Raw genomic sequence first — 12768 nt, 5'->3', positions numbered from 1 at the left:
GCGTGGTTATCGCCTCATATTTGATGGTAGGCTTGCTGGGCTCCGCAGCGGCGCCTGGGTCTGACCGTTAGGGCCCGACACCGTGACAAATTCCGGAGCTTGAAGAGGATACTATGGCTGACTTCAACAACTATCAAAACCGAGCCGCCCAGACGGGTGCGCAGTCCGGTGCGATGATCGATGAAGGCCTGCGCGCCTATATGCTCAAGGTCTACAACCTGATGGCACTCGGCCTGGCAATCACCGGCATCGCGGCATTCGCGACCTGGCAGATGGCCGTCGCCGATGGCCAGCTGACCCCCTTCGGCCAGCTGCTGTTTGCAAGCCCGCTGCGCTGGGTCGTGATGCTGTCGCCGCTCGCCGTCGTGTTCTTCCTGAGCTTCAGGATCAACAAGATGAGCGTAAGCGCCGCCCAGGCAACCTTCTGGGGCTACGCTGCCCTGATGGGTCTTTCGCTGTCGTCGATATTCCTGGTCTTTACCGGCCAGAGCATCGTGCAGACGTTCTTCGTGACCGCAGCTTCGTTCGGCGCTCTGTCGCTCTACGGCTACACGACGAAGAGAAGCCTGTCGGCAATGGGCTCGTTCCTGATCATGGGCCTGTTCGGCCTGATCATCGCCTCGATCGTCAACATCTTCCTGGCGTCTTCGGCACTCGGCTTCGCGATCTCCGCGATTGGCGTGCTGATCTTCGCAGGCCTTACCGCCTACGACACGCAGAAGATCAAGGAAATGTACTACGACGCGGATGATGCGACGGTCATGGGCCGCAAGGCGATCATGGGCGCGCTGACGCTCTACCTCGACTTCATCAACCTGTTCACCTTCCTGCTTCAGTTCATGGGCAACCGTAACAACTGATCCACGGAGTGGACGACAGATCAGACGACACACAAGAAGGCGGCCGCAAGGTCGCCTTTTTTGTTGCCCGCCGGGAGGCTGCGTCATAGGCTTGCTGCCTCACTTCAAGCCCCAAGTCCTGCCATGCCCCAGCACCTTCGCGACGTCACAACCGACGACCTACCCGCCATCACGGCCATCTACCGGGACAGTGTGCTGAACGGCACCGCAAGCTACGAGATCACCCCGCCTGATCTGAAAGAGATGACCGCGCGCTTCCACGCCATCCGCGAGAAGGGCTATCCTTACATCGCCGCCATCGACGACGCCGGCGTCCTCATCGGCTATGCCTATGCATCCGCCTTCCGCACGCGGCCGGCCTATCGCTGGCTGGTAGAGGATTCGATCTATCTCTCTCCGGGGGCGCGTGGAAAGGGTGCCGGGAAGGCACTGCTCCAGGAACTGCTCAGCCGCTGCACAGCGCTCGGCTTTCGCCAGATGGTGGCCGTGATCGGTGGCGCAAGCCCCGCATCCGTCGCGGTCCACAAGAGCCTAGGCTTCGAAATGACCGGTACGCTGAAAGGCACCGGCTTCAAGCACGGTCAGTGGCTGGACACGGTCCTGATGCAGATTGCACTCGGCGAGGCTAGGGATACACCGCCTGACCCGACGGTCTATCCCGGTTCGCTGTTCACCGAGTGAACCAGTTCAGTCGATGAGCTTCAGCGCCTTGTCGAACACTTTCAACACCTGTGGCAGCTCGTGACCACGCTTCAGGATCACGCCGTTCGTGTTGATGACGGAATAGGCACCCTGCTTGTTGGCAAGCTTGGGGTTCTTCTCGATCCTGAACAGCGGCAGCTCGCCCGATCGCTTGAAGATCGAAAAGACGGCCTTGTCCTTCAGGTGGTCGATCGCGTAATCCTTCCACTCGCCCTCGCCCACCATCCGACCATAGATCCACAGGATGGAGTCGAGCTCTCGACGGTGAAATGTCACGGGCGCAGGATCGAGGCTCTGTCGGTATTCGCTGAGATTGACGACGACGGCAGCATCGTGAGGCCGGTGGCCCCTCGGAAATTCAGGCTGATCGGTCATCAAGACTCCCAATCATAGATGTCAAAGCAGTGACAGTGTGCCCCGACATTTTAGAAATTGCAACGCTGCCATACCAGGTTACCGGCTGCCGCGATGTTTTCTGAGAAAGCCGTATTTCGGTCAAAACAGCGCCCGAATTGCAAGCGAGATTGCAGATGTTGGTTTGGCGCGTTCTTTAGCGCCATTTGGCCCGGTTCGGTTCGCTGACCCTTACCCCCAGCCCCCCAGTGGATTTGGACCGGGCCGCCAACAAACTTCCCGTCGAAAAGAATGAGCGCGCGGCGCTCCGCGACCAGCTTGCTGGTGAGCGGTGTTGGTATGCCCTGTCAGTCGTCCAGCTTCTTGCGCCCGGCCATCAGGATTGTTGCGCCGATGATCTCGGCCGGCTCGCCATTCGGGCCCGATGCCTGAAGCAGGATTGCGCAACCGTCCTTCTTAGACTTGCCCATCAGCTTGCCTGGCAGCTTCAGCGACATGGTCTGGCCGTTCCACATGCCAACGGACTGCACGTCGTAGACGCTATGCCAGTAATCCATGTTCTTGCCGCTGTTTTCGCCCTTCGTCACCTCGACCTGCTGCTTCTTCGTGAAGTAGGCGACGACGACTTCGGCCTCGGCCGGTATCTGTGCATTGCCGGCGCCGATCTCGATTTCGATCTCGTCTCCGTGCATGGCAGCCGAGACGGGAACAACCAGCCCCTCTCCCTTGCTGCGCATACCATCGACCTTGGAGTTGATGCCGACCAGGTCCGTACCTTTGACATGGTCGCGACCGTTGATGATGGCCTGCGGCGTGTAGACGCCGCTGCGGCCCATCGTCTTGGCATAGCCGTACTGACGCTCGGTATTTTCCTTGGAGGCAAGCGTGTCGGTCCAGCCGAGATAGTTCCAGTAGTCGACGTGATAGGACAGCGCCACGACGTCGCCCTGGGCCACAAGCTGGCTGAACGTGGTGTCCGCAGGCGGACAGGAGGCACAGCCCTGCGAGGTGAACAGTTCCACGACGCCCTTCGGGGCCTTCGATTCCCCTGCCGAAGCCGAGCCTGCTATCAGCAGACCGGCAACGAGGACCATGGAGCGAAAACGAAGCAGCATGAATGGCAAACCCTTTGATAGGTTGTTTGTTATCCACGATTGCGAGGGGCAATCAAGGCCATAACGGTGGGACGCCGGATAAGTAACCGCGGCACCGGTTCAAGAGGAAGTCACGAACGGGTGAGGATCCGACATGTGATCGCTCTCTGCGATCGCGTGTCCGGCCCGTTCCGCCTGTTAGAAAAAGCTCAGCATTCCCTGGGTCAGGTAGACCGCGCCGACGCCGGTCACCACCCATCGGGTCCAGCTCCGAAAATTGGCGTCCGTCATCTTTTGCAGGATACCATTGCCCGCCCGAGCGCCGAGGATGGCGATCGGCGCGGCGATCAGCACCGCCACCATGTCGACGGTCGGAAGGTTCGAAGCGGCATCCCAGTAGAAGGCGATCTTTGCCAGATGCGAGATCGTCTGGATCGACGCCTTGGTGGCGATGACCTTGCGCCGGTCCATCTCTGTGCGAATGAAGAAGATATCGACCGTCGGACCTGCCACGCCGACGCTGATCGTCATGCCGCCGGACAGCAGTCCAGCCAGAAACGCATGCGAGGGACGGGACGCATCGAGCTGCAGCCTGTTGACCGGCAACCAGACGAGAACAGGCATCAGGCCGACACCGATCAGAACCACGATCAGGCTTGGCATATAGCTCGTCAGAAACAGGATGAGGGCGGAAACCGCCACACCAGAGCACAGGATCGAGAGGATCTTCCAGTCGATATAGGCACGGGAGAACCAGGCGCGGGATCCGTTGGAGACCATCTGGATGACGCCCTGGATCGCGATGGCGGTGCCGACCGGATAGAGAAACAGCAGGACCCACAAGAGGATGAGCCCGCCCGCCATGCCGAAAATCCCAGACAGAAGCGACGTCAGGAAAACCGTAACGGCCATGCCGATAAAAATGATGAGGGACAAGGAATGAAGACCTTAACGTCGGTGGCCAAGGCGAAATGCTCACCACCGCATCCCCGTGCTGGTCAGGGGAATTGAGCGACCCGGCACATGCAAGGTCGGAAAACCGGTTCTCCAGCCCAGGAGTTTGGGCTGACGAAGTCTTGCGAAAAGCACATCCAGGCGGGTNAAAGAATGCCCCCCCGCCGGTCTGACCGGCGGGTGGAGGATTTTTATTAAGCGACAAGATCGCGAAGAACGGTCTGCAGAATGCCGCCGTTGTTCATGTAGATCACCTCGTCCAGCGTATCGATGCGGCAGAGGATGTTGATTTCCTTCACCGAACCGTCGCCATAGGTGATCTTTGCGATCTTCCACTCGCGCGGCTTGATATCGCCTTCGAGACCGACGATCTCGACCGTCTCGTCACCCTTGAGGTCGAGCGAAGCCCAGGTCACGCCCTCTTCGAAGACGAACGGGACGACGCCCATGCCGACCAGGTTGGAGCGGTGGATACGCTCGAACGACTGGGCGATGACTGCCTTGACGCCGAGCAGGTTGGTGCCCTTTGCAGCCCAGTCACGCGAGGAACCGTTGCCGTATTCGACGCCGGCGAAGATGACCAGCGGCGTGCCCTCGTCCTTGTACTTCATGGCCGCATCGTAAATCGACATCTCTTCCTTGGACGGATAGTGGATGGTGTAGCCACCTTCCTTGCCGTTCGGGCCGAGCATGTGGTTGCGGATGCGGATGTTGGCGAACGTGCCGCGCATCATGACTTCATGATTGCCGCGACGCGTGCCGTACTGGTTGAAGTCGGCAACGGCGACGCCGTTTTCCGACAGGTAGGCACCGGCTGGCGAAGCAGCCTTGATCGAACCGGCCGGCGAGATGTGGTCGGTGGTGATCTTGTCGCCGAACAGACCGAGCACGCGAGCGCCGTGGATGTTCTTGAGACCGGTTCCCGTTTTGCCCATGCCGACGAAATACGGCGGGTTCTGCACATAGGTCGACTTGTCGTCCCATGCATAGGTGTCGCCGTCAGGGATCTGGACTGCCTGCCAGTTCTCGTCGCCCTTGAACACGTCCGCATACTTGCTCTCGAACAGTTCGCGGGTCACGTATTTCTGGATGAACTCCTGGACTTCCTTGGACGTCGGCCAGACGTCCTTGAGGAATACCGGCTGGCCATCGCTGCCGATGCCGAGCGGTTCCGTGGTCAGGTCCTTGCGCACCGAGCCGGCCAGCGCATAAGCGACGACGAGCGGCGGCGAAGCCAGGTAGTTGGCCTGGACGTCAGGCGAAATACGGCCTTCGAAATTGCGGTTGCCGGAAAGAACGCCGGCAGCAATCAGACCCTTGTCGTTGATCGTCTTGGAGATCGGCGCCGGCAGAGGACCGGAATTGCCGATGCAGGTCGTGCAGCCGAAGCCGACGAGGTTAAAGCCGATCGCATCGAGCGAATCCTGCAGGCCCGACTTGGCGAGATATTCGCCAACAACCTGCGATCCCGGTGCAAGCGACGTCTTCACCCAAGGCTTGGACGTCAGACCCTTGGCGACTGCGTTGCGGGCGAGAAGGCCGGCAGCGATCAGCACCGATGGGTTGGACGTGTTGGTGCAGGACGTGATGGCGGCAATCGCCACATCGCCATGGCCGAGATCGTAATCCGTGCCTTCAACCGGGTAGCGGTTTTCAAGCTGGCCCGGCTTCTTGTAGTCGGTGTCCATCGAACCGGCAAAACCGGAGGCGATGTTCTCGAGCGAGATGCGACCTTCCGGACGCTTCGGGCCCGCCATCGACGGTACGACGTCGTTGAGGTCGAGTTCCAGCGTGTCGGTGAAGACCAGCTCGGCACCATCGGTGTCGCGCCACATCCCCTGAGCCTTCGAATAGGCTTCCACGAGCGCGATGCGCTCCTTGGTGCGGCCGGACATGTGGAGGTAGCTGACGGTTTCGGCGTCGACCGGGAAGAAGCCGCAGGTTGCGCCGTATTCCGGACCCATGTTGCCGATCGTCGCGCGGTCTGCGACCGGCATGTTGTCCATGCCCGGGCCGAAGAATTCGACGAACTTGGAAACCACGCCCTTCTTGCGCAGCATCTGCACGACTGTCAGCACGAGGTCGGTCGCGGTAACGCCTTCCTTGAGCTTGCCGGTCAGCTTGAAGCCGATGACTTCAGGCAGAAGCATCGAGACCGGCTGGCCGAGCATCGAGGCTTCCGCTTCGATACCGCCGACGCCCCAGCCGAGAACGCCGAGACCGTTGATCATGGTCGTGTGCGAATCGGTGCCGACGCAGGTATCCGGATAAGCGACGGTTTCGCCGTCCTCTTCACTGGTCCAGACCGTCTGGCCGAGATATTCGAAGTTTACCTGGTGGCAGATGCCGGTGCCGGGCGGAACGACGCGGAAATTCTTGAACGCCTGCTGTCCCCACTTGAGGAAGCGGTAACGCTCGCCGTTGCGCTCGTATTCGAGCTCGACGTTGCGGGCAAAAGCAGTCGGTGTGCCGAATTCGTCGACGATGACCGAGTGGTCGATGACGAGATCGACCGGAACCAGCGGGTTGATCTTTTCAGGATCGCCGCCGAGTGCCTTGATGCCGTCGCGCATGGCTGCGAGATCGACGACTGCCGGAACGCCGGTGAAGTCCTGCATCAGCACGCGGGCTGGACGATAAGCGATCTCAGCCTCGGCCAGACCCTTGTTGTTGAGCCATTCGGCAACCGACAGGATCTGGTCCTTGGTAACGGACTTTCCGTCTTCGAAGCGCAACAGGTTTTCAAGCAGAACCTTCATCGAGAAGGGCAGCTTGGAAACGTCCGGCAGACCATTCTGCTCGGCTTTCGGAAGGCTGTAATAGACATAGTCCTTACCGCCTACGGTAAGGACGGAGCGACAATTGAAACTGTCGACAGATTTAGCCACGGATAAACCCCGCTGATGTAAGAGCCAACACGCGCGTGCGGACGCCTATGCACTTCATGCACATCAGGATGCGGGTACGACCATTTCCGCTGTCCGCACGAAAGGACTTTTGATGATCCTCAAGTTCGGCGCTAGATGAAAATCACGCCGGCCGCTGGCGTGTTGCGATGCTTATAGATAATTTCTAAGAAGCGTTCCAGACACTTTGACGCAGGTCGCCAAACATTTTTTGGCAGCGGTGTGATCGAAGGCTTAATCCGGCCCGAAAAGGCATAGACCATATGCGGCTGATTGCCGAAAATCTGAGCGCCCGGCGCGGCGAAGATCTGATCTTCCAGGGCGTCTCCTTCGCACTGTCTGGCGGCGAAAGCCTTGTTCTGACGGGGAAAAACGGATCAGGAAAATCCACGCTGCTGCGCGTCGTCGCAGGCCTCCTGCGCCCCGAAAGCGGCACCGTCATCTTGCAGGCGGACACGGCCGACAAGGGCATGCGGGCAGCCGAAGCCTGTCACTACCTCGGCCACCGCAATGCCATGAAAACCGAGCTTTCGGTGCATGAGAACCTGACATTCTGGCAGCAGTTTCTCGGCCAGTCCCCGCACGGCAACTGTCTCTCGGTCGACGATGCGGCCGATGCGGTCGGGCTTTCCGACATCACCCATCTGCCGTTCGGATATCTTTCCGCCGGCCAGCAGCGCCGCATGGCATTTGCCAAGCTTCTCGTCTCCTTCCGGCCGGTCTGGATCCTCGATGAACCGACCGCGGCACTCGACGTGAGTGCGGAACGCGTGTTCACCGGGCTCATCGAATCACATCTGCGAAATGGCGGCATGCTGATCGCCGCAACGCACCAGTCGCTCGGACTGAAAAAAGCACAGGAACTGAAGATGGCAGGCTTTGCCGGTTTTGCGGAGGAGGTCTGGTGATGACCGCTCTCCTTCTGCGCGACCTGAAGCTTTCCGTCCGTGCCGGCGGTGGCGCGTTGATCGGCGTCCTGTTCTTCATCACGGTTGTCGCCGTCATTCCCTTCGGCGTCGGTCCCGATCTCAATCTCCTGGCGCGAATCGGTCCGGCTATCGTCTGGATCGGAGCGCTCCTCTCCGCCCTGCTCGGCCTCGACCGGATGTTCCAGACCGATCGCGAGGATGGATCGCTGGACGTGATGCTGATGCAGGAACATCCGCTTGTCCTCACCGTGCTCGTCAAATGCCTGGCGCACTGGATCGGCAACGGCCTGCCGCTGGTCATCGCCTCGCCGCTGCTTGGCCTGTTCATGAACATGGACGAAGTGGCGATCGGCGCCACCATGCTGACGCTTCTGGTCGGCACGCCGGCGCTGACCTTTATCGGTGCCGTCGGTGCAGCTGTGGCGGTCACGCTGCCGCGCGGCGGGCTGCTTGTCTCGATCCTGGTCCTCCCGCTTGCCGTGCCGGTGCTGATCTTCGGGGTCAGCGCCTCCTATGCGGCGGTGGAGGATCCTGCTCCATTCCTGCCGCCTTTTCTGATACTGGTGGCAATCACGATGTTTTTTGCAGTGCTTGGGCCCCTTGGCGCGGCACTCGCTTTGCGAAACGCCGACGATTGATTAGATGGAACCTCTTCTCGTCCTGAAGTAGAAAAGCCCTGATGTCCGAAAGCCTTGCCATCACCAAATTCAGCGATCTCGCCAACCCGACCCGGTTTCTCGGCCTGGCCTCGCGCGTCCTGCCCTGGCTTGCAGCGGTCACCGCGATCCTGTTTGCAGCAGGCCTCTATCTGAGCTTTGCCGGCGAAGGCGACTATCAGCAGGGGCTGACGGTTCGCATCATGTATGTGCACGTGCCCGCGGCATGGCTATCGATGATGTGCTACACGGTGATGGCGCTTTCGGCGATCGGCACGCTGGTCTGGCGCCATCCGCTGGCAGACGTTGCCCACAAGACCGCCGCCCCGCTCGGCGCCGCCTTTACCCTGATCGCACTCGCCACAGGCTCTCTCTGGGGCAAGCCGATGTGGGGAACCTGGTGGGTCTGGGATGCGCGCCTCACCTCCGTCTTCGTGCTGTTCCTGATGTATCTCGGCCTGATCGCGCTCAACCGCGCCATGGATGATCCCGGCAAGGCCGCACGCCTTTGCGCCATCCTCATCCTGGTCGGCTTCGTCAACATTCCGATCATCAAGTTCTCGGTGGATTGGTGGAACACGCTGCATCAGCCGGCAAGCGTCATTCGCATGGGCGGATCGAGCATCGACGGGTCTTTCCTGCGGCCGCTGCTTGTGATGGCACTGGCCTTCACGATGTTGTTCTTCACCCTGCACATCGCCGCCATGCGCAACGAGATCTGGCGCCGCCGCGTGTCGGCGCAGCGCCGGATGGCAGCAAGAATGGCCGGCGACAAACCCGGCCTGACGACTGAGATGAGCACGTGACATGAGCCACACATTCTATATCGCCATGTCCTATGGAATTGCCGGCCTCGTCTCGCTCTGTCTGATCGGCTGGGTCTGGCTCGATGGCCGCGCCCGCCGAAGGGAGCTTGCGCAGCTCGAAGCCGCCGGCATCCGCCGCCGCTCGGCAACGTCGCCGGCGCCGGAAGGCGGCAAGGCATGAGCGCCGAACCCTCGTCCTCGCAGGACATCCAGCCGAAACGTCGCGGTCTTGCCCGTTACGCATTCGCGCTGATCCCGCTTCTTGCTTTCGCAGGCTTTGCCGCAATCGCCGGCAAGATGCTCTACGACCAGGATGTCAACGGACGCGACATTTCCGCCATTCCGTCAGCCCTGATCGGCAAGAAAGCGCCGTCCCTGGCGCTGCCGCCTCTCGAAGGGTCCCGGACGCAAGCGCTGACCTCCTCTGCCATTTCAGGCAAGCTGACGCTGGTCAATGTTTTCGCGTCCTGGTGTGTCCCCTGCCGGCAGGAACATCCGATCCTGAAGCAACTGGCAGAAGACAACAGGCTCACCATCGTCGGCATCAACTACAAGGACCGCAACGACAACGCGCTGCGCTTCCTCGGCGAACTCGGCAACCCCTACAAGGCGATCGGCATCGATCCGAACGGCAAGTCCGCGATCGACTGGGGCGTCTACGGCATTCCGGAAAGCTACCTGGTCGGCCCCGACGGCACGATCCTCTACAAGAAGGTTGGCCCCTTCGACAGTCGCAGCGTCACCCAGGATCTGCTACCGGCCATCGAGAAAGCGGCAGCGGGAAAAGGCTGAACCAGCACTTGCTGGGTCTCAACTTTGCTCACGCCTCACAGCGCGTTCTGCCAGACCTTGATCGCATCCACAGGCCAGACCAGCATCAGCACGTTGAGGACGAGGTTGTCGCGGATCACCCAGCCGGTGAAGAGCTCGAAGAACAAAGCGATGCAAACCGTGAGCCAGATGGGCGCGCGTGCGGCAAACAGGAAGCCCAGGGCCATGAACACGGTGTCCATCGCCGAGTTGATGATGCTGTCGCCTGAATAGCCGAGCGCCATCGTCGCGGTCCGGTAGCGATCGATGATAACGGGAGAATTTTCGGCGATCTCCCACGCGGCCTCGAGGAGGACGGCAAGCGAGAGCCGGGCCGGCACCGACGCTCGGCGCAGGATCAGCCAGCCGAGCCCGTAGAACAGAAAACCGTGGATGATGTGGGACGGCACATACCAGTCCCCCAGATGCTGGGAATTGCCTGACGAATTCACATCAGGCTCAAACAGTTTGATGTAGCCGCATTCGCAGATCGGAATGCGGCCCATCGCGTAGAGAATGGCGATCTGCGCCACAAACAGGACCAGTGCTGCGAGAAGCAAGCGTCGTCCGGATGAACCGCTTGAGGGCAGCACCCCGGCAGTCACACCTCGGAACCTGATTTCGGCTCTTCGACGGAGTGGCGCATGATCAGCGGCATCTGCGAAAGGGTGAACAGGATGGTGATCGGCATCGTGCCCCAGACCTTGAAGTTGACCCAGGCCTCGTCGGAGAAATTGCGCCAGACCACTTCGTTGAGCACGGCGAGAAACAGGAAGAAGATCCCCCAGCGCAGGGTGAGCTTTCTCCAGCCCTCTTCATTCAGGCTGAAGGCGGCATTGAAGACATAGCCGAGCAGCGACTTGCCGAAGAAAAGCCCGCCGAGCAGCACCACGCCGAACAGCGTGTTGACGATGGTCGGCTTCATCTTGATGAAGGTTTCGTCCTGCAGCCAGATCGACAGCGACCCGAACACCATGACGACCACGCCCGACACGAAGGGCATGACCGGCAGATGCTTGAAGACGATCTTGGAGATCACCAGCGAGATCACCGTGGCGACCATGAACAGCGCGGTTGCCACCAGAAGCGGGCCGCCGACGGCCGAAAGTGCCGGGAATTTCTGCACCAGCCATTCGCCGCGCAGGTTGCCGAAGAAGAACACCAGGAGCGGCCCGAGCTCCAGCGCCATTTTCAGGCCCGGATGCTGCTTTTCTTCCTTGGTCGGCTTGGTGTCGCTTTCAATCGTCTGCATGGGGTCCAACTTCAAAGCCAGCGGTTGCCTGGAGCAAATTCGTTTCTGTGTGTCATCAATGCGGCGCGGGCGCCAGCCCGGCGATCGCTTCGGCGAAATCCTTGGCCTCGAAAGGCTCGAGATCGTCGACCCCTTCGCCGACGCCGACGAAATAGACCGGCAGCTTGTGCTTGGCGGCGATCGCGACGAGGATACCGCCGCGCGCGGTGCCGTCGAGCTTGGTCATGATCAGACCGCTGACGCCGGCGATATTGCGGAAGATCTCGACCTGGTTCATCGCATTCTGGCCCGTCGTCGCATCGAGCGTCTGCAGCACCGTATGCGGCGCGTCCGGATCGAGCTTGTTCAGCACGCGAACGATCTTTTCGAGTTCGGCCATCAGCTCGGTCTTGTTCTGCAACCGGCCTGCGGTGTCGATGATCAGCACGTCCGACTTGTTGGCGCGCGCCTGCTCGAAAGCGTCATAGGCAAGACCCGCCGCATCGGCGCCGAGCTTGGTGCCGATGAACTGCGAGCCCGTCCGGTCGGCCCAGATCTTCAGCTGTTCGATGGCAGCGGCACGGAACGTATCGCCGGCGGCCAGCATCACCTTCAGCCCGGAGCCCGAAAGTTTCGCCGCAAGCTTGCCGATCGTCGTCGTCTTGCCGGTGCCGTTGACGCCGACGACGAGAATGACATGCGGCTTGTGGCTGAGATCGAGCTGCAACGGCTTGGCAACCGGCGTCAGCACCTTGGTGATTTCCGCCGACATGATGCGCGACACATCCTCGCCGGTCACGTCCTTGCCGTAGCGCTCGGAAGACAGCGTGCCGGTGATCCGCATTGCGGTCTCGACGCCGAGATCGGCCTGGATCAAGAGGTCCTCGAGATCCTCGAGCGTCTGGTCGTCCAGCTTGCGCTTGGTAAACAGCGCCGCGATCTGGCCGGTGAGCTGCGACGAAGTCCGCGACAGGCCTTCGCGCAGACGCTGGAACCAGGTGAGTTTGGCCGGCGGCACGATGGTGACCGTTTCCGGTTCCGCGCTGGCGGTGGAAAAGCCCTTGGGAAGAACGGGCGCCGGCAGCGGGGCGGAATCAACATCTGCCGCCGCTTCGGCTTCGAGCAGCGACAGCGGCACGATGCCTAGTTCGGAGGTTTCCTCGACACCCGGGAGAATGGCAATGTCGTCCTCTGCGGCGGGCTCAGAAAGGGGCTCTTCGACGCCAGCCATATCGGCAGGCGCATCCGACGCCGGTCCGCCGGCAGTCTCCATCTCGATCGCAGCCACCGGATCGATGGCGGCGACAGGCAGGTCTTCCGCGCGCGTCTTTGGTTCCAGCTCCGCCCGGACGGCTTCCGCTTCTGTGATCGGTGCCGGAGCGCGATCTTCGACCTGCTGTTCGGGGGGGACGTCGCCGAAGGTGAAGACGCGTTTGATGAAACTCAGTGCCATAAGAAATCCGTTC

The 12768-nt window shown here is 60.9% G+C and carries 14 protein-coding genes; 7 read left to right on the top strand and 7 right to left on the bottom strand.

The window, feature by feature from the left end:
- Positions 1 to 113: 113 nt before the first annotated feature.
- Both ASF70_RS17795 and ASF70_RS17790 read left to right on the top strand, forming a co-directional pair.
- A complete protein-coding gene (locus tag ASF70_RS17795) occupies positions 114 to 860 on the top strand; it encodes a Bax inhibitor-1/YccA family protein (protein ID WP_062581634.1) in 747 nt (248 codons plus the stop codon).
- A 123-nt stretch (positions 861 to 983) separates the two neighbouring features.
- Entirely contained in the window at positions 984 to 1541 is a 558-nt protein-coding gene (locus ASF70_RS17790; RefSeq protein WP_062462370.1) for a GNAT family N-acetyltransferase, read from the top strand.
- Positions 1542 to 1547: 6 nt separating this feature from the next.
- Here the strand turns inward: ASF70_RS17790 and ASF70_RS17785 are convergent, their stop codons facing one another.
- From ASF70_RS17785 to acnA, 4 genes are all read right to left on the bottom strand, one after another.
- On the bottom strand, positions 1548 to 1937 hold the full coding sequence (locus ASF70_RS17785) for a DUF2794 domain-containing protein (protein WP_062462366.1): 390 nt from the start codon (positions 1935 to 1937) through the stop codon (positions 1548 to 1550).
- A 326-nt stretch (positions 1938 to 2263) separates the two neighbouring features.
- The gene (locus ASF70_RS17780) at positions 2264 to 3031 is read right to left on the bottom strand and encodes a thioredoxin family protein (RefSeq protein ID WP_062462362.1); all 768 of its coding nucleotides are present in this window, start codon (positions 3029 to 3031) and stop codon (positions 2264 to 2266) included.
- 177 nt (positions 3032 to 3208) lie between these two features.
- On the bottom strand, positions 3209 to 3946 hold the full coding sequence (locus ASF70_RS17775; protein WP_062581632.1) for a sulfite exporter TauE/SafE family protein: 738 nt from the start codon (positions 3944 to 3946) through the stop codon (positions 3209 to 3211).
- A 212-nt stretch (positions 3947 to 4158) separates the two neighbouring features.
- Positions 4159 to 6852: an aconitate hydratase AcnA gene (gene acnA / locus ASF70_RS17770; protein WP_062462356.1), complete on the bottom strand. Its 2694-nt coding sequence runs from the start codon at positions 6850 to 6852 to the stop codon at positions 4159 to 4161.
- 281 nt (positions 6853 to 7133) lie between these two features.
- On the opposite strand from acnA, the gene ccmA reads away from it, so the two are divergent.
- The 5 genes from ccmA to ASF70_RS17745 are packed head-to-tail and all read left to right on the top strand — an operon-like array spanning position 7134 to position 10053.
- Positions 7134 to 7778, top strand: a complete 645-nt coding sequence (gene ccmA / locus ASF70_RS17765) for a heme ABC exporter ATP-binding protein CcmA (RefSeq protein ID WP_062581629.1) — start codon at positions 7134 to 7136, stop codon at positions 7776 to 7778.
- Positions 7778 to 8437, top strand: a complete 660-nt coding sequence (gene ccmB, locus ASF70_RS17760) for a heme exporter protein CcmB (RefSeq protein WP_062581626.1) — start codon at positions 7778 to 7780, stop codon at positions 8435 to 8437. The genes ccmA and ccmB overlap by 1 nt, the downstream gene beginning before the upstream one ends.
- A gap of 41 nt (positions 8438 to 8478) precedes the next feature.
- Entirely contained in the window at positions 8479 to 9261 is a 783-nt protein-coding gene (locus ASF70_RS17755) for a heme ABC transporter permease (protein WP_062581625.1), read from the top strand.
- Position 9262: 1 nt separating this feature from the next.
- On the top strand, positions 9263 to 9442 hold the full coding sequence (gene ccmD, locus ASF70_RS17750; protein ID WP_062462343.1) for a heme exporter protein CcmD: 180 nt from the start codon (positions 9263 to 9265) through the stop codon (positions 9440 to 9442).
- Positions 9439 to 10053 (top strand): DsbE family thiol:disulfide interchange protein, encoded by a 615-nt coding sequence (locus tag ASF70_RS17745; RefSeq protein ID WP_062581623.1) that lies wholly within the window; start codon positions 9439 to 9441, stop codon positions 10051 to 10053. The genes ccmD and ASF70_RS17745 overlap by 4 nt, the downstream gene beginning before the upstream one ends.
- Positions 10054 to 10088: 35 nt before the next feature.
- On the opposite strand, the gene ASF70_RS17740 is transcribed toward ASF70_RS17745, so the two are convergent.
- The 3 genes from ASF70_RS17740 to ftsY are packed head-to-tail and all read right to left on the bottom strand — an operon-like array spanning position 10089 to position 12755.
- Positions 10089 to 10631: a DUF2585 domain-containing protein gene (locus ASF70_RS17740; protein WP_062581621.1), complete on the bottom strand. Its 543-nt coding sequence runs from the start codon at positions 10629 to 10631 to the stop codon at positions 10089 to 10091.
- A gap of 41 nt (positions 10632 to 10672) precedes the next feature.
- A complete protein-coding gene (locus tag ASF70_RS17735) occupies positions 10673 to 11323 on the bottom strand; it encodes a septation protein A (protein ID WP_062462334.1) in 651 nt (216 codons plus the stop codon).
- A 55-nt stretch (positions 11324 to 11378) separates the two neighbouring features.
- On the bottom strand, positions 11379 to 12755 hold the full coding sequence (ftsY, locus tag ASF70_RS17730; RefSeq protein ID WP_062581619.1) for a signal recognition particle-docking protein FtsY: 1377 nt from the start codon (positions 12753 to 12755) through the stop codon (positions 11379 to 11381).
- Positions 12756 to 12768: the final 13 nt, after the last annotated feature.

Origin of the sequence: Rhizobium sp. Leaf321 (assembly GCF_001423215.1) — a bacterium.
GTDB classification, from domain to species: domain Bacteria; phylum Pseudomonadota; class Alphaproteobacteria; order Rhizobiales; family Rhizobiaceae; genus Neorhizobium; species Neorhizobium soli.
Note: the sequence above shows the minus strand (reverse complement) of the source record. Positions and strands in the feature narration are given on the sequence as shown.

What these genes read in the sequence shown, in the direction of transcription:
- ASF70_RS17795 (WP_062581634.1), top strand. Translation starts at nt 114, where the DNA reads ATGGCTGACTTCAACAACTATCAAAACCGAGCCGCCCAGACGGGTGCG.
- ccmB (WP_062581626.1), top strand. Translation starts at nt 7,778, where the DNA reads ATGACCGCTCTCCTTCTGCGCGACCTGAAGCTTTCCGTCCGTGCCGGC.
- ftsY (WP_062581619.1), bottom strand. Translation starts at nt 12,755, where the DNA reads ATGGCACTGAGTTTCATCAAACGCGTCTTCACCTTCGGCGACGTCCCC.
- ASF70_RS17735 (WP_062462334.1), bottom strand. Translation starts at nt 11,323, where the DNA reads ATGCAGACGATTGAAAGCGACACCAAGCCGACCAAGGAAGAAAAGCAG.
- ASF70_RS17790 (WP_062462370.1), top strand. Translation starts at nt 984, where the DNA reads ATGCCCCAGCACCTTCGCGACGTCACAACCGACGACCTACCCGCCATC.
- ccmA (WP_062581629.1), top strand. Translation starts at nt 7,134, where the DNA reads ATGCGGCTGATTGCCGAAAATCTGAGCGCCCGGCGCGGCGAAGATCTG.
- ASF70_RS17745 (WP_062581623.1), top strand. Translation starts at nt 9,439, where the DNA reads ATGAGCGCCGAACCCTCGTCCTCGCAGGACATCCAGCCGAAACGTCGC.
- ccmD (WP_062462343.1), top strand. Translation starts at nt 9,263, where the DNA reads ATGAGCCACACATTCTATATCGCCATGTCCTATGGAATTGCCGGCCTC.
- ASF70_RS17780 (WP_062462362.1), bottom strand. Translation starts at nt 3,031, where the DNA reads ATGCTGCTTCGTTTTCGCTCCATGGTCCTCGTTGCCGGTCTGCTGATA.
- ASF70_RS17755 (WP_062581625.1), top strand. Translation starts at nt 8,479, where the DNA reads ATGTCCGAAAGCCTTGCCATCACCAAATTCAGCGATCTCGCCAACCCG.
- ASF70_RS17785 (WP_062462366.1), bottom strand. Translation starts at nt 1,937, where the DNA reads ATGACCGATCAGCCTGAATTTCCGAGGGGCCACCGGCCTCACGATGCT.